This is a genomic window from Paraburkholderia sp. J10-1 (assembly GCF_905220165.1).
Lineage (GTDB): Bacteria > Pseudomonadota > Gammaproteobacteria > Burkholderiales > Burkholderiaceae > Paraburkholderia.
The window spans coordinates 28,279-50,985 of record NZ_CAJMYW010000031.1 but is presented as its reverse complement, the minus strand read 5'-3'; the positions used below and the strand labels follow the sequence as shown (position 1 = coordinate 50,985).

Annotated in this window: 22 protein-coding genes; 9 read left to right on the top strand and 13 right to left on the bottom strand. The window is 62.4% G+C overall.

What is annotated here, in order from left to right; genetic code table 11:
• Positions 1–76: 76 nt before the first annotated feature.
• The 11 genes from U5A65_RS39305 to U5A65_RS39255 all read right to left on the bottom strand — a co-directional run bounded on the left by U5A65_RS39305 (position 77) and on the right by U5A65_RS39255 (position 9,015).
• Entirely contained in the window at positions 77–772 is a 696-nt protein-coding gene (locus U5A65_RS39305) for an RNA polymerase sigma factor (RefSeq protein WP_321939959.1), read from the bottom strand.
• A gap of 17 nt (positions 773–789) precedes the next feature.
• Positions 790–1,074 (bottom strand): cupredoxin family copper-binding protein, encoded by a 285-nt coding sequence (locus U5A65_RS39300; RefSeq protein ID WP_415766438.1) that lies wholly within the window; start codon positions 1,072–1,074, stop codon positions 790–792.
• 44 nt (positions 1,075–1,118) lie between these two features.
• Positions 1,119–1,649 carry a DUF4142 domain-containing protein gene (locus U5A65_RS39295; protein ID WP_321939990.1) on the bottom strand — a complete coding sequence of 177 codons (531 nt, stop codon included), beginning with the start codon at positions 1,647–1,649 and terminating at the stop codon, positions 1,119–1,121.
• Between the two features lie 401 nt (positions 1,650–2,050).
• Entirely contained in the window at positions 2,051–2,395 is a 345-nt protein-coding gene (locus tag U5A65_RS39290; protein ID WP_321939960.1) for a hypothetical protein, read from the bottom strand.
• 582 nt (positions 2,396–2,977) lie between these two features.
• Positions 2,978–3,562 (bottom strand): hypothetical protein, encoded by a 585-nt coding sequence (locus U5A65_RS39285; protein WP_321949575.1) that lies wholly within the window; start codon positions 3,560–3,562, stop codon positions 2,978–2,980.
• Between the two features lie 120 nt (positions 3,563–3,682).
• Positions 3,683–4,039 (bottom strand): hypothetical protein, encoded by a 357-nt coding sequence (locus U5A65_RS39280; RefSeq protein WP_321917367.1) that lies wholly within the window; start codon positions 4,037–4,039, stop codon positions 3,683–3,685.
• A gap of 181 nt (positions 4,040–4,220) precedes the next feature.
• Positions 4,221–5,153, bottom strand: a complete 933-nt coding sequence (locus tag U5A65_RS39275; protein ID WP_321939991.1) for a hypothetical protein — start codon at positions 5,151–5,153, stop codon at positions 4,221–4,223.
• Between the two features lie 109 nt (positions 5,154–5,262).
• The gene (locus U5A65_RS39270; protein ID WP_321939961.1) at positions 5,263–6,690 is read right to left on the bottom strand and encodes a TolC family protein; all 1,428 of its coding nucleotides are present in this window, start codon (positions 6,688–6,690) and stop codon (positions 5,263–5,265) included.
• Between the two features lie 67 nt (positions 6,691–6,757).
• Positions 6,758–7,936: an HlyD family secretion protein gene (locus tag U5A65_RS39265; RefSeq protein ID WP_321939962.1), complete on the bottom strand. Its 1,179-nt coding sequence runs from the start codon at positions 7,934–7,936 to the stop codon at positions 6,758–6,760.
• Positions 7,937–8,422, bottom strand: a complete 486-nt coding sequence (locus tag U5A65_RS39260; RefSeq protein ID WP_321917362.1) for a DUF3302 domain-containing protein — start codon at positions 8,420–8,422, stop codon at positions 7,937–7,939.
• A complete protein-coding gene (locus U5A65_RS39255) occupies positions 8,419–9,015 on the bottom strand; it encodes a hypothetical protein (RefSeq protein ID WP_321917360.1) in 597 nt (198 codons plus the stop codon). The genes U5A65_RS39260 and U5A65_RS39255 overlap by 4 nt, the downstream gene beginning before the upstream one ends.
• A 218-nt stretch (positions 9,016–9,233) precedes the next feature.
• On the opposite strand from U5A65_RS39255, the gene U5A65_RS39250 reads away from it, so the two are divergent.
• From U5A65_RS39250 to U5A65_RS39230, 5 genes are all read left to right on the top strand, one after another.
• Entirely contained in the window at positions 9,234–10,082 is an 849-nt protein-coding gene (locus U5A65_RS39250; RefSeq protein WP_321917358.1) for an EAL domain-containing protein, read from the top strand.
• A gap of 32 nt (positions 10,083–10,114) precedes the next feature.
• Positions 10,115–10,321 carry a hypothetical protein gene (locus U5A65_RS39245; RefSeq protein ID WP_321939964.1) on the top strand — a complete coding sequence of 69 codons (207 nt, stop codon included), beginning with the start codon at positions 10,115–10,117 and terminating at the stop codon, positions 10,319–10,321.
• Positions 10,322–10,984: a response regulator transcription factor gene (locus tag U5A65_RS39240; RefSeq protein WP_321949574.1), complete on the top strand. Its 663-nt coding sequence runs from the start codon at positions 10,322–10,324 to the stop codon at positions 10,982–10,984. It begins immediately after the preceding gene.
• Positions 10,981–14,292, top strand: a complete 3,312-nt coding sequence (locus U5A65_RS39235) for a hybrid sensor histidine kinase/response regulator (protein ID WP_321949573.1) — start codon at positions 10,981–10,983, stop codon at positions 14,290–14,292. Before U5A65_RS39240 ends, U5A65_RS39235 begins: the two co-directional genes overlap by 4 nt.
• A 158-nt stretch (positions 14,293–14,450) precedes the next feature.
• Positions 14,451–14,957, top strand: a complete 507-nt coding sequence (locus U5A65_RS39230; protein ID WP_321917354.1) for a glycine zipper domain-containing protein — start codon at positions 14,451–14,453, stop codon at positions 14,955–14,957.
• Positions 14,958–15,110: 153 nt separating this feature from the next.
• Here the strand turns inward: U5A65_RS39230 and U5A65_RS39225 are convergent, their stop codons facing one another.
• Positions 15,111–16,016 (bottom strand): LysR substrate-binding domain-containing protein, encoded by a 906-nt coding sequence (locus U5A65_RS39225; RefSeq protein ID WP_321917353.1) that lies wholly within the window; start codon positions 16,014–16,016, stop codon positions 15,111–15,113.
• Between the two features lie 185 nt (positions 16,017–16,201).
• Between U5A65_RS39225 and U5A65_RS39220 the strand changes: the two genes are divergently transcribed.
• From U5A65_RS39220 to U5A65_RS39210, 3 genes are read left to right on the top strand one after another with little or no spacing between them, the layout of a single operon-like run.
• The gene (locus U5A65_RS39220; RefSeq protein WP_321949572.1) at positions 16,202–17,602 is read left to right on the top strand and encodes an MFS transporter; all 1,401 of its coding nucleotides are present in this window, start codon (positions 16,202–16,204) and stop codon (positions 17,600–17,602) included.
• 16 nt (positions 17,603–17,618) lie between these two features.
• Positions 17,619–19,094: a CapA family protein gene (locus tag U5A65_RS39215; RefSeq protein WP_321949571.1), complete on the top strand. Its 1,476-nt coding sequence runs from the start codon at positions 17,619–17,621 to the stop codon at positions 19,092–19,094.
• A complete protein-coding gene (locus tag U5A65_RS39210; protein WP_321949570.1) occupies positions 19,094–20,212 on the top strand; it encodes a M14 family metallopeptidase in 1,119 nt (372 codons plus the stop codon). The genes U5A65_RS39215 and U5A65_RS39210 overlap by 1 nt, the downstream gene beginning before the upstream one ends.
• A gap of 201 nt (positions 20,213–20,413) precedes the next feature.
• Here U5A65_RS39210 and U5A65_RS39205 read toward each other — a convergent pair whose 3' ends face one another.
• The gene (locus tag U5A65_RS39205) at positions 20,414–21,388 is read right to left on the bottom strand and encodes a LysR family transcriptional regulator (protein WP_321949569.1); all 975 of its coding nucleotides are present in this window, start codon (positions 21,386–21,388) and stop codon (positions 20,414–20,416) included.
• Positions 21,389–21,478: 90 nt separating this feature from the next.
• Here U5A65_RS39205 and U5A65_RS39200 point away from each other — a divergent pair, with 90 nt between their 5' ends.
• Positions 21,479–22,666 (top strand): M20 aminoacylase family protein, encoded by a 1,188-nt coding sequence (locus tag U5A65_RS39200; protein WP_321949568.1) that lies wholly within the window; start codon positions 21,479–21,481, stop codon positions 22,664–22,666.
• Positions 22,667–22,707: the final 41 nt, after the last annotated feature.

Genomic DNA, 22,707 nt, shown 5'->3' with positions numbered 1-22,707 from the left:
CACGCTGCAGAACCGGAAGCTGATTCTTTCCCCGGTTAGCGGATGCCAATGCACCGCACTCCTTAGCATTTCCACACTACCCTGATCGTCGCAGCCGGGCGAGTACGGCTGCGACGATTCGGTCGCAATTCCGGCCGCCGAACTCGAACAGGTCCGGGCCCAGCCGCTCCAGTTCCTGCACCAACGATTCACGCAACATTTGCCTCGCCCTGAAGTGTCGGCTTCGAACCGTAGCTTCGGCAATGCCCAGGCTCTGTGCCGTTTCCTCGATGCTTAGCTCCTCAACCGACCGGAGCACGAACACCGTTCGAAAGCCCACAGGCAGTGCATCGAGCTTGCGCTCCAGCAGCGCACGGATCTCCGCGCGCGAGGCCGACTGGTCGGGGGCGTAGTCGTCACGCGTGTTCAACGGGTTCATATCGGAAGTCATCTGCTCGTCGTCGGGACAATCCGGCAGCATGGGAACGACGTTCTGGCGGCGAGCCGCACGGCGCATCCTGCCGAGGCATTCGTTGAGCACGAGGCGCGACAACCACGTATAAAGCGCGGCGTCGCCCCGAAATCCGGCGAGCGCCCTGAAGGCCTTCAGATACGCGTCCTGCAACGCGTCTTCCGCTTCGGCGTCGTTGCGCAGCGTGGCGCGGGCAAGCCGGTACAGGCGCCGGTTGTGGCGGCGCATCAATAGCTCGAAAGCCGCGAGATCGCCCGCCATTATGCGGCGCACGATATCCGCATCCGGATCCGTCAATCCGCTCGGATGCACGTCGGCCATTGCAGCGCCTCGCTCTGTCATGGTGTCGGCTCGACGACCAGTGTGCCACGCATCGCTGGATGAAAGCGGCACCCGTACGGGTGACGGCCGGGCTCGCTCATCACATCTCGCCAGGACGCTTCTGGTGCGATGCTGCCTGAGTCGAATGCCTTTGCATCGGTGCTCGCCGTATGTGCCACGAGGTCCCTGTTAACCCACACGACACTGTCCCCCCGCTGCACGGTCAGCGTCGACGGGACGAAGCGCATCTGCTCGATCGTCACGACCCAGGTCTTCGCAACCGCGGGCCCGGCGTCAACCATGCACAGGATAGCCCAGACGCCCGGCAAGATACGTCGTAGGCCGCTCATTGCGCAGTCACCAGCGATGCCTGCACGCGCTTTGCGTGATCCAGATGCGCGACGAACGCAGGCCGGACTTTCACGAGCAGTGCCTTCAGTTCGGCGTTCTTCGCGCTCGGGATCAGGGTCTTGTCGAGTGCGTCGATGACCTGTTCGTGATAGGCAACTTCATGATCGATATACGCACGATCGAACTCTGCACCTTGCAGTGGCTTGAGGGCCGCAATATTGGTTTCACCGCCCTGCTTCAGACTGTCGCTGGTCGGATTGGACTCGGGCGTAACGTGGAGCTTCTGTACGAGGCTGACGGCCGCCTGGTTGACGCTGGTATGGTCGGCGACCATGCGTTCGGCGAACGCCTTGACGTCTTTCGACTGCGTTCTCGATCCGGCGAGCCTGCCGGCATCAATATCGGCCTGGTTCGCCACAACGACGATAGCGGCAATCTGCGGATCGGTCGGGCCAGAACCCTGCGCCAAACCGGTAGCGCTTGCGAGCGCAAGCGCGGCGAGCAACGGCCAGCGGATGCTTTTCATCTGAGTCTCCTGAAGGGGCGGGAAGGTCGCCCGGCGCACAGAGCGCCTGGTCACCGTCCTGCACTCGCGGAAATAGATGTCGCGAGCTGCAAACCTGTTCCCGAATTCGGCGCGATCGAGCTAGACGATTCGACCGGCTGGAATAGAGCGAATCGCGAATCGCTGATTAGGTTCCGAATTCGGGGACAGTCTCATCAGTGAGATCTCTCTCAACTTTTGGTGTCGGTATTGACTTCAGGCTTTACATCACCCGCCGAGGGATTGTCACGTTCGCGGACGCGCGGACAAGAGCGGCAACCAGTCAACGCCGAATAAGGCCCGTCTATACAAATCGGCACACTCGTGGACGAGGGCAAGTCGGCCGGGCGAACGTAGTGCCGTCTACACCCTGGTTCGTGCCTTCAGCCGTCGCTTGATTCTTGCACAAAGGCCACGGCCTCCTCGAACAATTGGTCTAGCGCCTCGAACGCGGGACTTGTCACCGTAAAAGCCAGCCAATGTGGTGATGCCAATTGCCCGAATGGCTGGAACGAGCGGCAACCGGGAGTCAGTAGCAACGCGGCGACAGAGAGTTCAGGGAGCTTGAGGGCAATCAGATTTCCACATACGCAGGCCGCTATGCTCCCGTGCAGCGCAAACGTCGTGCAGCCTGACATTCTGCGCTCGCTGATGCCGTTATATTTGCCCGCTTCAGCCCTTAACGCAACGAGAAGCCGGATATCTTCCTGTTCGTTGGATTCCTTCATGGCACGCCCCTTTTTTTCACTCTCTAAGCGCATACGAAGACTCGAGCATCGCGTCTTGGCGAAGTGCTTCAGCTATACGCGCCACCGGGCAGCGTTATTCCAGCCATGTGTTGGCGCGACCACATTCGGCCTAACGGAACGAGGCCAACGCGGGTTGATGAGTCTGACGAATGTGCGCACGTCGTTGTCCGACGGTCCGGGCCATTTAGCGCTTGGCTAAACGCGCCCACCCGGCGCCTTTACAGGATCGTCCAGCACCTGCAGCTTCAACGGGTCCCTGGAACCACGCGCGAGCGGCAAAGGCGTGTTCGACGGAATAGTTACGTTTGCCACGACAGGCTGTGTGCTTGCGGGTACTAGCCCACGCCTTCGCGTTTTCCTTCGCAAGTCAGGCGGTCGCTGCCACTGCACCGAGGAACGCGTGATGGGCCGCATGGTGCCTCGCGACGACGCCGAGCCCGGCCGCTTTCCGACAACCTGAAGCACTAGCCGTCACGGTGAACGCAACGCCAGGGGTTTGGGACGTCGAACGTCGGCTCCGGCGCAATTACAGTCGTTCGAACCGACGTGGATCCCTGCCAATCAGTGCGATTCAGTCGCCGTCGCTTTGGGTTCAGGCGTGTGGCGAGCGAAAATGTCGATGTACTTTACACAACTACCGTCGTCGGTGAATGCGACCATCGCGAGGTTCTTGCTCGTCACAAGGCCCGAATACTTGCCTTTGCCATCGGCGAGCCTATCCACTTGATTGCCGAACGCTTGCCTGAAACCGTCAGGAGTCAGGCAGAAATCGTGGCTAATCAGCAAATGCAAAGTAGAAGACACAGTCGCATGCCGGCTATAAGCGTTCTTCCAGATTTGCCGGTAAGTAGAATCGATGGAGAAGGCATCACTTCTCTTCTGAAATCCGCGGTATGTAACGAAGACTGTGCCTCCGACCGTGGTGTTGCGCTCCGTTTCATACAGGGGCGCATCGAAACCCTTCGATACAGAATCGAAGTTGTCCGCATCGCCGTCCGACATGAAATGTGAAATTGCCGCGAGGGTTCGCGCTCGCGCTTCAGGAGGCAGCGTACTCGATTGAGGCGTAGGCGGTACAGCGCAGGCGGCGAGACAGAGTGCGCCAGCGGAAACGATGAGTGTGCGTCGCAGAGATGTGAACGACATGGGTCACGAGCCTTGAACAGTCAACCCCCTTCTTACGGCACGTGCGCAGAAAAATTGATATGGAAAGCCAAAAACGTCCGGCTTGCCGCCTTGCTGCGGGCGGCTGTCCGCTCTGAAGCGCTACATCGTGCTCGACGGCGCACTGGGCGCCACCGTCACCCATTCGCGGTTGTCGACTGCAGGCTGGGCTGGCACGCCACATATGAATACGAGATCACGAGCATCGTCCTTTGGCCCCAAACCGCTTTCGAGCCGATCGAATGCGTAGACCACTTGCACAGATTTGCCAGCACAAACCCTCCTGGCAACCTTGAAACAGGTCTTGCTGCTTTCGAGCAGGCCGTGGCAATGAACGCCCCAGCCCACCTGATCATGGGACAACTTGACGGCTTCCAGATTGTGCGCGGGACGAGATGCCGTCGTACAACCGGCGAAAAATACTGCGACTGCCAAGACAGGGAGAATACGGATCTTCATTCAATTCTACCGAAAAATTTTCGTTGACTGCGCTTCACTCCAGGTGCGCCAAAGTTCAACAGACCGGGATGTCCACAATGAAATAAAACCAAGTATTCCTACATGAATTGATCAGCGATTCGATTCATGGAAACTGCAACCGGCCACACTGATTCAACAAACCGCAGTCTGAGATTTGACTTCACCACCGGTAGCCAATGCCAGTCAGGATAACGTCGGTGTCGCGGTCGTAACGCGTCACGACGCGGTTCCACTCGATTCGAGCATCCCACCTGGGGCTAAAGCGCCAGGAGCCGGCAATCGTGACGATTCCAGAGAATTTGCCGGCCCCGGGGCCCGGCGACGCACTGTTTTCGTTCTCGTTGATCGCATAGTAGGCACCCGCCCCGACGCCCAGCGTAACCTTATCGTCGAGAAACACGCGCGTGAGCCATAGCTGACTGGTCACGCCATCGCGCCGGGCGACTTTCGTGCTGCCCTCATGCAGATATCCAAGCGTCCAGTCCACGTTGTCCGTGAGATTGCGCCGATAGTCGATGGCGCCGCCGAATGCGTCCGGCGAACGGGTCGAGTTGACGATAGTCTTGCCGAGATACAGGGCAACCTCGTTGCTGGTCACCTTCTTCGAAGAACTCGCTGCCCAGTCGCGGGGTCCCGGCGCATCCGGTGCGTCCAGTTGATAGGCCACGCCAAGCATCACGCCCATCGAGTCCGGGCCTTGCTGCACATGGACACGGTTCACCTGCAATTGCGTGACCCAGCGGTTGGATGCATACCAGGAAGCGCGTACGCTGTAGACGATGCCCCAACCGTGCACATCCGAATAACTGCCGCCTGGCTCCCCGGTGGTCGTGTCAAAGTAGCGATACGGTCCGAGCCCGGCTTGCAGCACGAGCTGCGGACTGCCTACCGGCACCCTCGCCCAGAACTGGATGAGCTGCCCGTCGCGGTGATGATTCGGGATATGTCCTTCGTTAAGCCACGTGAAGCTTGTCGCCATGGACTTGCCGAGTCCTTCCTGGTAGCTGAAAGCCCAGGTATAGGTGTTGATGCTGCTGGCTCGCGACCCGCCGCCGAGCAGGGAGAATTCCTGCGCTTGCGCCGGCGTTGCCATGGCCAGCCATAGCAGGACGGCCCCGACCGCCACGTTCACAATGCGCGGCACTGCGAATGAACAGCGGAGCCTTCCCCCGCGCATCCCGCGCTCCCCGATCCCTGGGTGCTTACTGCGCGGCATCGCTTTCATGAATCCCGCTCTTCTGCGATTTCGCCGCGAGGCTCGCATCTGGAAAGTCCGGGGACGAGAAGCCGCCCCCCTGCGCGCTCATTTCACCCGCCTCGCGCCAGTCGCCACCCAATGCGAGCACCAGGTCGATACGCGCGTTGAGCTGGTCTGCGCGCGCGCTGAGTAGATCCGCCTCTGAGAGCAGCAGCGTTTGCTGGCTCTTCAACGCGCCGCGCTCATCCGCTGATCCGATTGAGACACGCGCCTCCTCCCGAACCAGCAACGTGTGGCATTCCTCGACACGCGCCTGCAACTCCGCGACCCGCGCCTTGTAACTCGTCTCGGCCTGAAGCCCCGCTTCGACTTCGCTCAGCGCCTCCAGCGCGCGGTTGTCATAGGTGACGATTGCTGCCTTTTGCGCTTCGGTATAGTAATCAGCCCGGGCCTTGAGCTTGCCTCCGGTAAAGATCGGTGCAAGGAATGAAGCGCTCACGCCCTTGACCGGACTGCTCGAGTCCATGAGCGACAGCACGTCGCTTCGGATTCCCGTGATCGCAACGTCGATGGAAACGCTGGGTAATCGCGCGGCCTGCGCCGATTGACGCTGGTCGAACGCCTCCGCAACACGATGCGACGCCGCAATAAGGTCAGGCCGGCGTTCGACGAGGTTCGCAGGTAAGCCCGCAGGTGGCGCGGGCGGCAACGCCGGCAATGACGGCTCGGCCTCGACTTCCCCACCCGGATAGCGGCCTAGCAGCAATTCCAGCGCTTGCGCGGCTCGGACTCTCGCCTGAGTCGCCTTGATGAGGGCATCCTGATTCACTCTCAGCGCGTTGCGCGCTTCCTCGAGCTCCATTTGCGGGGCTGCGCCGATGACCACGCGGTGCCCTTCTATCCCGACAAGCCGCGCCTGAACCTCGACGATCTGCTTGAGCGCGCTCTCGAGTTCCGTACATTTGATGAGTGAAAACCAGGCCTTGGCGGTCGTTGCCGCCACGACCCGCTGTGCCCACACATAATCGGCTTGCGTCGCGGCGCGTTCGGATTGCGCCGCCCGTGACTGCGCGCGGATACGCCCCCAGAGATCGAGTTCCCAGCTCGCGCCAACCGAAACGATCTGCGACTCGGATTCACCCAGCCTGCCCCTCGCGCCCGCGGCTGGAAGCAGCCCGCTGCTCTGCACGGTCGCGAGCGCCTCGGCCTGCTGTACGCGAATCGCGGCAATGGCCAGATCTCCGTTGTGGTCGATCGCTTCGCGCACGAGCCGGTTCAATTGCGCGTCATCGAAGCCGGCGAGCCATCCATCGGCGCGATCTCCGGGCGTGCCACGATTGGCCCATTGGCGCCGGCTGTCGAGCGATGGAACCGCCTGAGCGGCGAGGTCGCTGGTCTTGGGTGGCGTGTCGAGCGCACAAGCAGAAAGCAATCCAAAAGGGATCGCAAGCAGAACTGAACAGGTTTTCTTAAGAATCAACGACGACACAATCATTCCTTCAATGCAGCTTGAGGACGAGATAATTCAGCCTTGAGCTCACCCGTAGAAACACCATACGAATGAGCTGGATCGCCTCACCATGCTGCGTATAGATCGCCCCTGCGCCCAGCGCGCCGACTGGGAGGAGCGGCCACTTCGATGGATCGTCCAGTGCGAGCTTGACGGCGAAGCGATTCGGCGCTGCGGCGACCGAACCGGTGTTGGGAAGCAGACCGCCTTGAGGGAATTGCCCTTGCGACTGCGCCCAGACGATCGAGTCCACTTTCGCCTCGAGAATCTCTCCTGGCATTGTTGGGAGGTACACTTCGGCCACGTCGCCTGGCCGCACGTTGTACAGCTCGTTCTGACCATAGAAGGCAATCAGTTCCTGGTCGTCCTCAACGAAGCTGAACGCAGGCGTCAACGGCAGGGGGACCAGCATCGTGCCGACGCGTACCTGCAGGTTCACGACCCGGCCATCCGCCGGGGCGCGATAAACGGTCTGGGATAGCTCCCACCTGGCGTTGTCGAGCAGGCTCACGGTTTCCGCGCGGTGTGCCCGTGCGGCAGCAATGGCGGCGAACTCACCCTGGCTTTGCGCCGAGAGCTTCGCCTTTGCCTCGCCTTCCTCAGCCTGCGCACTGACCAACTGGCCTTCCAGCTCGCTCTGCCGCGCCATGGCGTCGTCGCGATCGAACTTCGAGCCCGCCCCCGCCGCAAGCAATGCGTCCTGCTCCTTCACTCTTTGCCTCGCGAGCGACAACGAGGCTTGCACGGTGCTCACCTTCCCCGCTTCGCGGCGCACGGACTCCGCAAGCTGCCGGCTCGAAGCGTCGGCTTGCGCAACGGCTGCGTCATCGGCATGCAGTCTTCCCTCCAGTTGCGCGACCGACAATTCATACGGCGTGGGATCGATACGAAGCAGGACATCGCCTTTGCGGTAGTGCCTGTTACCTTCTGCCGGAAGCTCGACAATGCGCCCCTTGACCTGCGGCACGACCTGCAGGACCTTGCCGACCACTCTGACGTCATGCGTCGATGGCGCCATGACGTTGAGGGAAAGAATGATCGTTGCGAGCGCAATGACAGGCAACGTGAATGCGATGACCATGGAGACCGGATTCCACGGCAACCATTTGAACTTGAAGAAGATTAGCCATACGCAGAACGCGTAGATACCCAGAATCAAAACTTCCATCTAAACCTTGTCCTTCTCATTGGCGACGGCACAGACTTGCTCGCGCGCATAAACCGGCGTTGCCGGAGCATCGGCATCTTCCGGTGGCAGTTTGTCTGTGCCGTAGGCCGCCCGGTAAAACACCGGCTTGGTATGCGCCCAGAGCCACGCCAATGGCCAAAGAAGACCGCCAAAGAACAGTGACAGCAGGCACAACGCGTGAATCGCCTCCAATTGCGGATGCTGCTTCTTTCTTGCCACTCTTTCCGGCAAGATATGAAGAACCCAAAATACGTAGATTCCGGCAATCGGTACGACGGCGAGAACCACCCACGAAATGAAATCTGCGGCATGTTCGAGGGTCCCTCGCGAAACCGAGGCGAAAGTTGGCGAACTCAGCGCCAAAAGTGCGACGCCAGCCGCCAGATATCGCCCCGAGCGGGCTAAAGCGTTGACGCTACGCGTACGCTCAGCCCAATATTGCATTTGCTTCGATTCGAATTTCATGGCATCTGCGGCTGCGATAGAGGTTCATAGCTGAGGCGATCCTGGCCGCAATCCGGGTAGCGTCCCATGCATCGATTCGACACGGCGCCCGTGAATACCATCATCGGCACCGCCTCCCTCAGTCCCAGCGTGATCGTCATCACCCCCGCGTTTCCCAGGTCGCTCAGCACCGGGTCAATTCTTGCGCGACCCAGTGGTGCAACTGCAGAACGACTTCCGGTTTCCCGGCGCGAAGCCCGGTCGTCCATGCTTTGCGCCTGCTCTGTATAGAGCAGGTCGTATTTGTCTGGTGCGGTATCGCCATGTTCCCTGGATCGGGCCACCTCCATATTGAAACCGAATCCATAGCCTGCATTCGGGGATATGCGAGCCCATCCGTCGGTGGGAATCGCCTGTGGCTGTGCATGCGCCTGGCTGGCGCCTGCCACGGCCAGTGTCAGCGTGAGTTGATGCGCCGCGGCGCGGATCCTGCCGCTCCACTGCGCGAGATGCCACTGCCGAATAGGGCTGCAAGCGTGGCGGACGCTCGACAGGAGCGCGGCGAGCCGGCCAGTCCGCCTTCGCGAAGCCGCTGAATGATCGTTCCCGTTCATCTAAGTCGTTCCCCTTGCGTTGGGACACACATCGCGAATAGCAATATGTGTGGTGTCAATCGTTCCATCAGGTCGGTAAATTACGCGCCGCGGCATCGCGTCGCTATCACAGGAATCAGAAAGTGCGGGAGCGCCCTTTCTGATTCCTGTGATAGCCCGGAAGATGGGCTCGCCCTATTCTCCCGACGAGATGAAATTCCACACAGGGGAGACGGGGAATGATCAATGGCTTGTGGCGCGAAGCAAAGCGTGCATATTCGTCTGGGGAGCGTCCGACCGGGAACGATGCGCCTGAGTGTGCGAGTAGCGCCTCGGTCGGCAGATCGCTGGTCGAATACCAACCGATCGTTTCCGCGCGATCCGGTGTGTTGACGGGAGCCGAGGCCATTGCCCGGCGCAATGCTGAGCCCGCTGTGCTGGCAGTGCCGGACTTCGAGACCGTCTTCAACGACGGATGTGCCAACCTCGCTCATTGGCAGTGCTGCACGCCCGACAAGGTGGCGCTATGCATCGACATATCGACCGATCAACTTCTCGATGACCGGTTCACCCCTTTGGTTGCGCGCGGTATCCGGCAACATGCCGTTCAGCCCGCCCGAATCAGGTTCGAGATGCGCGAGCCCGCGGCTCGGGACGTCACCGGCAACCTCATTGCTCGACTGTCGGTCCTAAGGCGTATGGGAATTTCCGTCGTTCTCGACGATTTCGGCCTCAAGCATTCGACCCTCACGAGCCTGATTGCATTGCCAGTCAGCGGGCTGAAATTTTCCCGTCGGTTCACGGAGAGTCTTCCGCACGATCCAACATCGGCCGCCATTTTGAAAAGCGTTGTCAGCCTTGCGCGCGACCTCGGAATTTGCGTAGCCGTCGACGGTGTGGAGAACCCCAGCCAACTCGCCTGGCTCGCCCGGTTTGGCGATCTCGACGCACAGGGCAATCTGATCTCGGGACCGCTCTCATCTACCGCGCTTCTTCATTGGCTACTCCGTTCGTCTGGCATATCGGCACCAGCTCGCCGACGCGGTCAATCCGCGAGCAAGGGACTTCTGCGCGCGTCGGCGCGATAGAAGACGGGGCACTTGAAACACCGGCGCGCAGCGTGACATTGTTCCCGAAAGTGCGGGAAAACCCGCATTCAGGTAAACTAAAAAAATCGTCACATGGCAATGAAGCGATATTTCCCAGCCTGGGTATCGACCCTTATTTGGTTGATATGTCTACTTCGTCTCAGATCGCATTTGATGCTTATGCGGTCTTAATCACCATTTTTACCGGACAGAGTGTTATCTGCACGGCCATCATGTAGATGACTCATCCACTACAACATAAAACCTTATCGGCAGCGATTGCCGACGATCACCCGATGGTCCGTCTCGCGATCAGAGATGTACTCAGTACCATCGGTTTTCAAGTCGTTGAGCTATGCGAGTCCGGCAACGCGCTCTATGAAGCACTCGAACGGCAACGCTTCGATCTCGTCGTGACCGATTTTTCGATGGAGCGCGCACCGGGCAGCGAAGACGGTCTGCGCCTGATCCAGCGTCTGCGCGGCCGTCATCCCGACACCCCCATTGTCGTTTTCACGATGCTCACTAACAGCGGTCTGCTGGCCTGTATCAAGGCGGAAGGCGTGGCTGGCATTGTCGGCAAATCCGAAGACCCGGAAATTCTGAAACGAATCTGTCTGAACGCGGTATCGGGCAGCGCTGGCCCGCATCTTTCTCCGGCCGTTGCGAACAGGATCCTCAGCGCGGGTGGACGCCCCGGTGCAAATGCGTGCAATTTGTCTCCCAAGGAAATCGAAGTCGTGCGCATGTTCGCGAACGGCGACTCGCTTACGAGCATCGCGGCCTCCTTTCATCGATCGCTCGCGACGATCGCGGCCCAGAAGCGCTCCGCCATGCAGAAGCTGAATATCGCCAACAACGCCGACCTGATCACCTATGCGCGTGACCATGGTCTCGTATGACGAAGAAGACGACACCTCGACGCGATGAATCACCCCTGCGCACCTTCGATTCCGTCGAGAAAAACCTGCAGCGCGAAAGACGTGTCTTTTCAATCGTTGTGGCCCTGCTCGCGCTATGCACACTCGCCTGTGCGGCGGTGGCGATCGCCGTACGGCTGAACGCCTCGCTGCGCGCACAGGAACAACTAGCACGACTTTATGAGCAAAGCGTGGTGGATGCGGTGCTCGAGCGCCGCAGCGCCCTCACGGCTTCCAACCTCGTACTTGGCCTGCGCGCCAACGATCCCTTCCATCCAGACTCCGGAGATCGTGCGAACAGTGTGTGTGTGCGCGTTTCGCCGTCATCGCGCCAGGACGCTGTGCTTCGGCAGAGCTGCGACGAGGCGGTGCGCATCCTGCTCGCGGCGGGGCAGATGCCAGCTATCGAAATGATTTCGGTTGCTGACGGGGCAGCGTACCGATACGTCACCCCTTATTCGGCGCGATCGCGCGATGAACCGAGGTATTCGTCGACGCAGACTTCGATGATCGTGGACGCAGTGCTCAATCAGTACCGCGCCGCGAGAATCGATCTGCTGGAGGCGGCGCGGGAAAAACGTGTCGTCTGGCTAACGATACCTTCTGGGCAATCACGGGATAGACCGGACATGATCGGCGCGTCCCTGATCGCGAAAGGCAACCGGATCTATGCCGTTGCGCTAACACGCATCGCGCTGAGAGATTTGCTCCAGCCGGCAAGAGAGGGGTTGGCCGTTCCGGATGCGATTCTCTTTGACCGCTTTGACGCTCCATTGGCCAGTTCCGGAGATGAGGTCAATGCCGGACTGCTCGACCACAAGCTGCAGGGCCGTCAGGACGGTGTATTTCACTGGATTCCCGGTTATGGCTGGGCGCTTCGGCTCACACCGCTGACTGCCGACTTCGGCCGCCTCGTCTTCGTGCTCCCGCCCGGGCAACAGTTGCAGAAAATGGCCGGCGAGTTGCAGTTGATCGGCGCCGTAACGGCAGTGGTCCTCACTCTCCTTTTCGCCATGTACCGCCACTGGAACTACCGCTTCCTCGCGGTGACGTACGAGGAAGCTTCGCGGGCGCTCGAGAGCGAAATGCTCAACCATCTTCTCGTGCATGCGAACCCCGTAGGGTTGTGCATCGTGCGGCGCGAAACGCTGGAAATCATCGTTTCAAACCAGATTGCGCGCGAGGTTCTGGGCATTTCGCCGGGAGAAACGCGCCTGCCTCATGGTCTGCGCGCCGTGTTCGACGCGCATTTCGGCGCGCAGACGCCGAGCGCGAGCGAATCCGGCATAGTCCAGATGCCATTTACCCTGAAGCTGGCAGACGGTGATCCGGTTCACCTCGAGATCACCTATGCGCCTGCCGAAGTCAGGCAGGAGCCGGTGCTGTTTTGTGCGATCGTAGACATGACCGAGCACCACCACTCGAGGCAGTTGTTGCGGCAAGCCAAGCTCGCCAGCGATGCAGCCGCGAAAGCGAAACTCGCATTCTTTGCATCGATGAGCCACGAATTAAGAACGCCGCTTTCCTCGCTGGTGGGAAATATCGAATTGCTTGCTTTGGGGAAACTGGATGCCGGACAAAGAGAACGCGTTCGCGCGATGCAGGTTTCGTCAGACGGTCTGTTGCAGGTGGTCAACGACGTACTCGATTTTTCGAAAATCGATGTTGGCGCATTGAGTATTGAAGAAACGCCTGGGTCACTCGCCGACCTGCTGCACGGGATCGCGGCGTCGCACGCACGCGAGGCGGCCAAGCGCGGGCTGACCTTGCACGCCGTTCTCGATCGGCGCATTCCCGCTGAGCTCTATTTCGACGCGGTGCGCGTGTCGCAGATCATCAACAATCTGCTGAATAATGCGCTGAAGTTCACGCACACCGGCAAGGTGGTGCTGCGTGCGCGATGGTCGAATGACGGCGTTGCCATCGAGATTTCGGATACCGGCGTCGGGATTCCCGAGGACCAGCGCGATCGTCTTTTCCAACCGTTCTCGCAGGCGGCAGCACACCGCCTGGGCAATGCACGGGGCACCGGGCTGGGTCTCTCGATCTGCGCGAAACTCTGCGAACTCATGGGCGGACGGATCAAGCTTGACAGCATGACGGGAGTAGGCACGCGCGTCACGGTGAACCTGCCCCTCAGGGCTTCCGATGCCGGCAGCGACGCCGATACATTCGCGAGCGCGCCAGTCCCCCGAACTGCGATTTTATTTCGCGCACCTGAGCATTATGAAACGCTGCTGAACCATCTCGACTGGACGGGCAGTCCGCCCGCGGCCATACGGGACACCTGCGAGCCGCTCGACAGCGAGGCATTCGAATGCCTCGTTGTTACCGAAGAATTTTCTCCAGACGACGTTGTTCGCTGGTGGCCAGCGCCAGCCTCGATCGTTTGGGTAAAGCAGCAGGGTCCGCTAATCGCCTCGATACGGCCGGACGAAGGCCACGATGTCTCGATATACAGTCGCGCAGGATTTCAGGCTGCGCTGCTGGGCGCGATATCGGGTGGTCCGCTGCCTGGACCGTTCATCGATGCGTGCGTCGGCCAGGCGCCCGAGAAACCGCTAAAGGGCCTGCGCGTCTTGATCGCCGAAGACAATGTCTTGAACCGTAGCCTGCTTCGCGATCAACTTTCCGTCTTGGGCGCCAGCGTGCTCCAGGCGAACAATGGTTACGAGGCATTGAGGACACTATCGAACAGTCGTGTCGATGCTGTGCTGACCGATATCGATATGCCCGATATGAACGGGTTCGAACTGCTTCGCGAGATGGATACGCTCGCTCTGGATATCCCGGTTTACGCGATCAGCGCAAGTACGCGACATACGGTTGTTTCTGAGGCGCGCGCAATGGGCTTCGCAGACTATCTTACGAAACCCGTCTCGCTCGCGGTCCTCGCTTCGATACGCAATGGCATCGTTTCAAAGGAAAAGACGTTTCATCGCCCGTCACCCGAAAGCGAGATTCCAGACATTCCGCGCGTGCCATCAGCCTATGCAAGCGCTTTTCTGGAGCAAGCCGAAAGCGATCTTGAAACACTGGAAAGCGTCATTGCCGAGCGCAACGTTCCACAACTCGAGCGAACGTTGCACCGAACCTCGGGCACGCTCGCCGTTCTCGAGCGTTCAGAACTGCTCGCGCTCTGCGAAGAGTTGCGTCAATACCTCGCGGAAGTGGGAAGCTGGAATGCCGAAATCGAAGACCAGGCCGCGTTCGTCCTGCAGGAACTCGCGCGCATGTGCGAATGGGTAAGGCGAAGCGATATCGATTCCAGATCAACTGAGGCGACGTAGCTGGCACTTTCCAACTTCTATGATTGTGGCCATTGCCGGGAAGACGCAATATGGTCATGACAGCCGCAGCGATCAACAGCGGATCTGTCGTTTCACTTCATGTGGATTCTCCCTTTTCGCCCGCCTTCGTGCGGGCGACTTTTTCCCGCAAGTCACTTATGAGCAAACGTCGACAATTCATGTTCGCCGCGCAGGCAGCGTTCGCACTGGCGTCCGTTATCGCGCCAGCCGTGGCCGAAATTGCGCAGGCGCAGGTCGTGTACCCGAAGCCCGTGATTTATCCCGCAAGGGGGCAGTCACCCTACCAGCAGTCGAACGACGACGCGGCCTGCTATAGCTGGGCGAGGCAGCAAAGCGGCGTCGATCCCGCATTCGCGGCGACGGTGCCGGCGCCCGTCGTGGTGCCTGGCGGTCAGCGTGTGGTCGGCGCAGCGCGCGGTGCGGCGGCGGGCAGCGTAGCCGGGGCAATTGCCGGCGACGCCGGCAAAGGGGCCGCGGCGGGGGCCGCGATCGGCGCAATGGCCGGTGGAATGGAACGGCGTCAGGAACGCCGTGGGATAGCCGCGTACAACGCACAGGCCCAGGCGAACAACGAGTACGCAATGTCTTCTTATTGGCACGCATGGCGTGCCTGTATGACGGGCCGGGGCTATACGGTTGAATAGCGCGTCGTGCGCCGCGATCGCACGCAGGTTGGTAGCGAATGCAAAGCGGCCCAGTTGGGCCGCTTCGTCCCGAGCATCTACGACTGCAGATCGCTGTACTCGACAGAATCCAGTTGCCGCCTCGGCGCGCGCGTGCGCTGCCACGACCCCCACTCAAAGCGCCGTCCACTCGCTCTGCGCAACCTCACGAATACAACGGATAAAGTACGCCGCGGCACGCGTAAGCAAGCTGTTCTCACGCACGAGAAGGCTCATGCTCAGGCGCGGCAGATTGGCCGCCAGCGGCAACGCCGTAAAGCGCTGGCGCAGTTCGGGCATGCCGATGGCAAAGAGCGACCAGAAGAACACCACGTCGTTGGCCATCGCCAGGCTGTGAAAAAGCGCCTGTGAAGTGCAACGCGTCACGCGCGGCGGCGGCGTGAGCCCCTCCCGCGCAAACAGCTCCACGAGAAAGCTCGGGAAGCGCTCGGTGAGATCGGTGTGAATCCACTCGGCGTGATGCAGTTCCGCCAGCGACCGGGCGTGCGCAAGCGGACTTTCGCGGTGCACCGCGAGTGAGGTCGGCAGCGAAAAGAGTTCCTCATGCTCCACGGGCACGCCACCGGCGCTGCCCGTGGCGGCGCCCACGGCGAAGTCGAGGCTGCCGCTGCGAAGCTGGGTAACGAGCTGATCCGAGGTGTATTCGATGAAATCCACCTTCACTTCCGGCCACGCCTGGCGAAAGCGCGCAAAGGCGCGCGGCACGATGGTCAGCCCGGCCAGTGGCGTGACGCCGATCGCCAGTTCCCCGTCGCGACGGCCCTTGAGCTGGTTGATCTCCTCCTGCGCCCGGCGCACCTCGCGCACGATCAGGCGTGCCCGCGCCAGCAACGCCTGCCCCTCGACGGTGAGCACGACGCCGCGTGCCTGGCGCGTCACGAGCAGGATGCCGAGTTCCGCTTCGAGGTCTTTGATCGCCTTGGTAATGGCTGGCTGCGTGAGGTGCAGGGCCCGGGCGGCCCCGTGAAAACTGCCCTGGTCGGCCACTGCGACCAGCGCGATGAGTTGGTGATGCTTCAAGAGCGGCCGCCTTCACTGATAAACATTGGTAATCATTATAAGAAATTTTTGATTGTTGTTTGATATTGGCTCCCGCAGAGTGCGGTCACCTGAAGAGGATGGCCATGCACCGCATCGCTCAGGCACGCCGGTTTGGCGCCCAGCGCCGGGACCTTTGTCACACGTTTCACCGCAACCGCACGCCCATGAAGAAGCACCCTGCCGAAGCCCACTCCGCCGGCGCCGGCCCGCTGGCCGCCCCCTGCGCCGTGCACACAGAGACAGCCGATCCGATCGTGCTCGATCACACCACGTCGTTGCCACCGCAACCAGGTGCCAGCGAATCGAGCCCAGGCGGCGGCCGCCGATATATCGTCGTCGCGCTGCTCATGATCGTCATGGTCATCGCGGTGCTCGACAAATCGATCTTCGCCTTCGCCGGTCCGCAGATCATCGACGAGCTCAAGCTCACGCCCGCGCAGTTTGGCTCGATTGGCAGCGCCTTCTTCGTGCTGTACTCGATTTCCGGGCTGCTGGTGGGCTTCGCCGCGAACCGGCTGCCCACGCGGTACATCCTCGCCGCGATGTCACTGGTCTGGATGGCCGCGCAACTGCTCACGGCGCGCAGCAGCGGCTTCGCCATGCTGGTTGGCAGCCGCATGCTGCTCGGTGCGGGCTGCGGACCGGGTACGGCCGTCACTCAGCACGCGTGTTTCAAGTGGTACGCACCGCGCAAGCGTGTCGTGCCGGCGGCGCTGATCCAGGTCGCGATCATGCTCGGCGCCATCGCCGGCGCGCTCATGTTGCCGCTCGTGATCCAGCGCTTCGGCTGGCGCGCCGGTTATTTGATGCTGGCCGGCGTGAGCCTCGTCTGGCTGCTCGTGTGGATGGCCTATGGCCGCGAAGGCACGTACGACGATGCGGCGCAAACGAGCGCCGCCGCCACCGCCCCTTACCCGCGCCTGCTGCTCAATCGCAGCTTCGTGCTGGTGACGCTCGCGGGCTTCTGCAGCTATCTGCCCACGGCGCTGATTTATAGCTGGGTGCCGGTCTATCTCCAGCGCGGACTTGGGCTCGCGCCCATCCAGTCGGGCTACGTGGTGATGGCCGCGACGCTCGGCGTCATCGTGCTCAATCTCGTGGTCTCCACCGCTTCGCAGCGCGCGCTCACGCGCGGCGCAAGCGTGCGGCGCGCACTGGTCGCGCCGCCCATGCTCGCCTGCCTGCTGGGCGGCATCGCCATGGCCGTGCTTGGCTTCGGCTCGCCGAGCCGGGCCGGCACGCTCGCCCTCTTCCTGCTCGGCAGCATCCTCGTCAACTTGCTGCCCGCCTTTGCCAACAGCATCGTCGCGTTTTTCGCGCCGAGCCGGCAGCGCGGCAGCCTGCTCGCCATCCATATCGGCCTCATGACGAGCGCGGGCATGGTCGCGCCGCTGCTGGTCGGCCGCGCCGTCGAGCATGCGGGCGGCCTGATCGCGCCGGGCTTCGAACTCGTGATCGGCGGCTTTGGCCTCGCCCTCGTCGCGAGCGGCCTGCTGGGCCTGGCGCTGATCGATCCCGAGCGTACGCGCTCGCACCTTCTCAACTGCGATACCCAACCGCGCTGATGCGCACTCCAACAATATGACTCTGCACCAACGCATCAAGGCGCCCCAGCAGCGCCCCGCCTCCCTCGAGCTACAGGCCAGCTGGCGCGAAGCCGACGTGGACGACGGTTTCACCGTCGTCGCCGTGGGCGACATCATCATCACCCACGCGATCCGCGCCAAGCTCGCGCGCAAATCGCCCGAGTTGCTCGCGATCCTCTCCCGCGGCGACGCTGTCGTCGGCAACTACGAAGGCTCGGCGATCGACCTCAAAACCTTCGACGGACACCCGGAAGCGCAGTCCGGCTTCGCCTGGCTCACGAGCGACCCCGAGTGCCCGGCGGACCTCGCCTCCATCGGCTTCAACCTGATGGCGCGCGCGAACAATCACGCGCTGGACTGGGGCGTGGCGGGCATGAACATGACCGACGGCCTCCTCGACGACGCGGGCATCGTTCACGCCGGCACCGGCGCGAGCCTCGCGGCCGCGCGCGCGCCGGCGTTCCTGAATACAGATAAGGCACGCGTGGCGCTGATCTCTTACGCCACCACCTTCGAAGGCAACGCGCCCGCCAACGACGGCCTCGGCGCCGTTGCGCCGCGCCCAGGCCTGAACCCGCTGCGCACGACCGCGCACCGTCTTGTCAGCGCCGAGGATTTCGCGGTGCTCAAGCGCCTGAACGATCAGGAAGCCTTCCAGGACCACTTCCTCCTCAAGGCGCTGCACGGCCAGCACAGCGTGCACCTGGGCATGGCGCTGCACTATCGCGTCGATCCCGAAGCGGCCCCGGGGTCGCTGCGCATCGTCCACGAGTGCGATAAGCGCGACCAGGCCGACATCGAACGCAACCTGCGGCAGGCCAAGCAGACCAGCGATTTCACGATCGTCGCCCAGCACACGCACGAGCCGGACAACTTCACCACCGAAGTCCCCAGCTATTTGCCGGCGCTCGCGCGCAAGCTGGTGGACGGCGGCGCCGACATGCTGTGCGGCCACGGCCCGCACCAGCTGCGCGGCATCGAAATCTACAACGGCAAGCCGCTGCTGTACTCGCTCGGCAACTTCTGCTTCATGGACAACAGCCAGCAGATCGTGCCGCGCGACGAATGGGAGGAGATCGAATGGATGGCCGCCGAGGCTATCGTCGGTCCCAAGGGCGTCACCAACCCCAAGGTCGGCACGCCTGCGGAATTCCTGGAGTGGAAGCGCGTGGTCGGCATCTTCTCCGAGCCGATCTGGTTCGAGAGTGTCGTGGCCGAATGCCGGTTCAACGCCGACGGCCGCCTCAAGGCGCTCCTGCTTCACCCGATCGAACTCGGCTTTGGCGGCCGCGACGCCGAGCGCGGCATTCCGCGCCTCGCGTTCGACACGGTGGAGAACAACGGCCAGGCGCGCCGCATCCTCGAGCGGCTGCAGACGCTTTCCAGCGAGTTCGGCACGCAAATCGAGATCGACACGGTAACGATTGGCGAACGCACGAGCAGCGTCGGCCGCGTGCGCGTGGGTGGCTGATGCGCGCGATCCTGGACCCCGGCAGTTTCTCGCTCAGCTACGCTCAGGCGCGCAAACGCTTTCTCGCCGCCTGCGCGCAAGCCGGCCTCGCGGTGCAACACCACATTCACCCCATGGTCGGCCGTGACGGCGAGGAACTCGCCATCGACGTCGCGCGCATGGGCGCACCCGATGCGGCCAACCTGCTCGTGATCAGCAGCGGTTGCCACGGCATAGAGGGGTTCTGCGGCTCGGGCGTGCAGCTCGATCTGCTGCGCGACGCCGACTGGCTGCAGCGCTGCAAACGCGACGACCTGGCGGTGCTTTACATCCACGCGCTCAATCCCTATGGGTTTTCGTGGGAGCGCCGCGTGACGCACGAGAACGTCGACCTCAATCGCAATTTCCGCGACTTCGGCGCATCGTCCACTCAGAACAGCGCCTATCGCGAGATCGCCTCGCTGCTCGTGCCGCGCCGCTGTCCTCCCACGCTGGCCAGCACGCTCGGCCTGCTCGGGTATGCGCTGCGGCATGGCCGGCGCAAGCTTCAAACGGCCATTTCCGCTGGCCAGCAGGTCGACCCTCAAGGGCTCTTCTACGTGGGCGATGCGCCGACGTGGAGCCATCTGCGCATTCGCGAGATTCTGCGCGAGCATGCTCGACAGTGCCGCCGCATCGCCTGGATCGACGTGCATACCGGCCTCGGCCCGGCAGGCGTTGGCGAGCGCATTTACAAGGGACAGCAAGACGCGGCATCGATCGCGCGCGCCCGGCAATGGTGGGGCGATGTGACAAGCAGCGAGGAAGGAAACTCCAGTTCGACCGTCGTTGGCGGAACGCTGGATCTCGCCGTGATGAGCGAGTGCCCGCAGGCGGAGTACAACGGGCTCACGCTCGAATACGGCACGCTGCCCGGACGCCAGGTGCTGGAGGCCCTGCGTGCGGAGCAGTGGCTCTACCAGCATCCCGGGACCGATATCGAGCGCTCGCAGGCCATCAAGCAACGGCTGCGCGCGGCATTCTATGTCGAGACCGACGACTGGAAACGCACCGTGCTCGCCCAGGCGCGCGAGGTGCTGGATCAGAGCCTCGCGGGACTCGGCACGCCGCTGCCGCAGGCACGAGCGCAAGCGGCTTGATAAACGCGCGAGGTTGGCGGCGCGCGGGGCCGAGACCTTGCCGCCGCCGGCTTTGCGCCCCCATCTTTTCCGAACGGCCGGCAGCCCCTGCGCATAGCAGCGGGCTGCTTTCACGTCTTCACGTTTTCAAGCGCCGGACACGTCCGGCCCGCTAAACGGCGCCCTCTTTCTCGAACCGCATCGCCGCGCTCCGCTGCGCGCTCAATCGGCGGATGCGAAACCGCCCGTGCGCGGTTGACCCATGCGTTGCGCGGTAACGTCGAGGATGCAGTCGACGAAGTATTCGGCGGGACGCGTAAGCTGCGCCTCGGGCGCGGAGAACAAATAGAGCTGCAACGAGGGCGGCTGCTCTTCCACCTTCAATTCGACGAACGCGCGGCCCAGTTCGGCCTCTTCGAGCGAATGGCGCGTCCACGCAAACACGGCGTCGGAGCGCACCGTGAGGCCGTAAAAAAGGCCGTAGGACGTGCAACGCGTGACCCGCCGCGGCGGTTCGAGCCCGGCGCGCTCGAACATCGCGTGAATGTAGCCCGGATAGTTGTCGGTGACGTCGGTATGGATCCACTCGGCGTCCTGCAGCTGGGCCAGCGAAGAAGCCCGCGCGAACGGCCCGTTCGCGCGCGTGACGAAGACCGCATCGAACGCAAGGAGCGCCTTGACCTGTGCGCCATCCTCCCCCGGACTCACCGGATTCACGGGAAACGCCGCAAATGCCAGATCGACTGCGCGGTTACGTAGTTGCTCGCGCAACTGGTTCAGGCCGAGCTCGACGAATTCGATCGTGACATGCGGCCAGCGCCGGCGGAATTCGACAAACGCCTCCGCAAGGCCCGCGGTGCCGGCAATGGGCGACACCCCGATCACGAGCCGGCCTTCGCGCCGCCCCTTCATGTGGGCGAGATCCTCTTCGGCGCGCTCCATCTCGCGCACGACCGTGCGTGCACGTTGCAGCAGTGCAACACCCTCCGGTGTTGGGACCACACCCCATGGATTGCGCTCGAACAGGCGCACGCCGAATTCGTCCTCCAGTTCGCGGATCGCTTTTGTGACAGCGGGTTGCGTGACATGAAGGCGGTATGCCGCGCCCTTGAGCGTGCCCGTTGCGGCGACTTCAACGAGCGCGCGAAGCTGGTGAATTTTCATGATGCGGGGGATATTACCATTGGTAATAGACATTCCAATTATTGTTTTTTTATTTCGTCCGATCGTCCTTAGGCTCTGCGTCTGAATGCCGTCGCACTGAACGGCTACGGGGGAAACGATCTCATGACGCAGCACTACGCCACCCTGCTCGCGGCCCTTCGCGAGTCGGAACCGAAGTTCATCTCGATCCGCCGCGACATCCATGCGCATCCCGAACTGGGCTTCGCGGAAACCCGCACCGCCGCCATCGTCGCGGAGCAACTCGCGCAGTGGGGCTATGAGGTCACGACGGGAATCGGCGGCACAGGCGTGGTCGGGCGGCTCAAGCGCGGCAATGCCAGCCGTGCAATCGGGCTGCGCGCCGACATGGACGCTCTGCCGATCGAGGAGGCGACCGGCCTGCCCTACGCCAGCACCGTCGCCCAGACAATGCACGCCTGCGGCCATGACGGCCACACGGCGATCCTGCTCGCCGCCGCCCATCATCTCGCGACGCAAGGACAGTTCGACGGCACGCTGAACCTGATTTTCCAGCCCGCCGAAGAAGGTCTCGGCGGCGCCACGCGCATGATCGAGGACGGCCTCTTCACGCGCTTTCCCTGCGATCAGGTGTTCGCGCTGCACAACGCGCCCGGCTTGCCGGTGGGTCAGTTCGCGGTCCGCCACGGCTGCATGATGGCCTCCTCGGACAGCGTGACGATCACCGTCACGGGCCGCGGCGGCCACGGCGCGATGCCGCATCTCGCGAGCGATCCGGTCGTTGCGGCCGCAAGCATCGTGATGGCGCTGCAAACCATCGTCGCGCGCAACGTGGAGCCCACGCGCGCGGCCGTGGTCACCGTCGGTTCGATCGAGGGCGGCAAGGCCGGCAACGTGATACCGGAGACCGTCACGTTGCAGCTTTCCGTGCGCGCGCTCGACAGCGAGACGCGCAGCATGCTCGAAGCGCGCATTCGCAGCATTGCCGGGCTGCAGGCGCAGTCGTACGGCGTCACCGCAACGGTGGATTACCGCGCGATCTCGCGTCCGCTCGTCAACGACCGCGCGGCCACCGACCTCGCCATCGAGACCATCGAGGCGCTCGCGGGCAAGGCGGCGTTGACCATGCTGCCCGACGCCATCATGGGCAGCGAGGACTTCTCGTGGATGTCCGAACACCTGCCGGGCTGCTACGTGCTGCTCGGCAACGGCACCGGCCAGACAGGCGGCTGCCTCGTCCACAACCCGGCTTACGACTTCAACGACGCGGCGCTCAGCTGGGGCGCGGCGTGGTTCGTCGCGCTGACCGAGCGCTATTTGCGCGCTGAATGACCCCCAACCAGTCCGGCGGCGGAACGCGAACCCGTCACTTC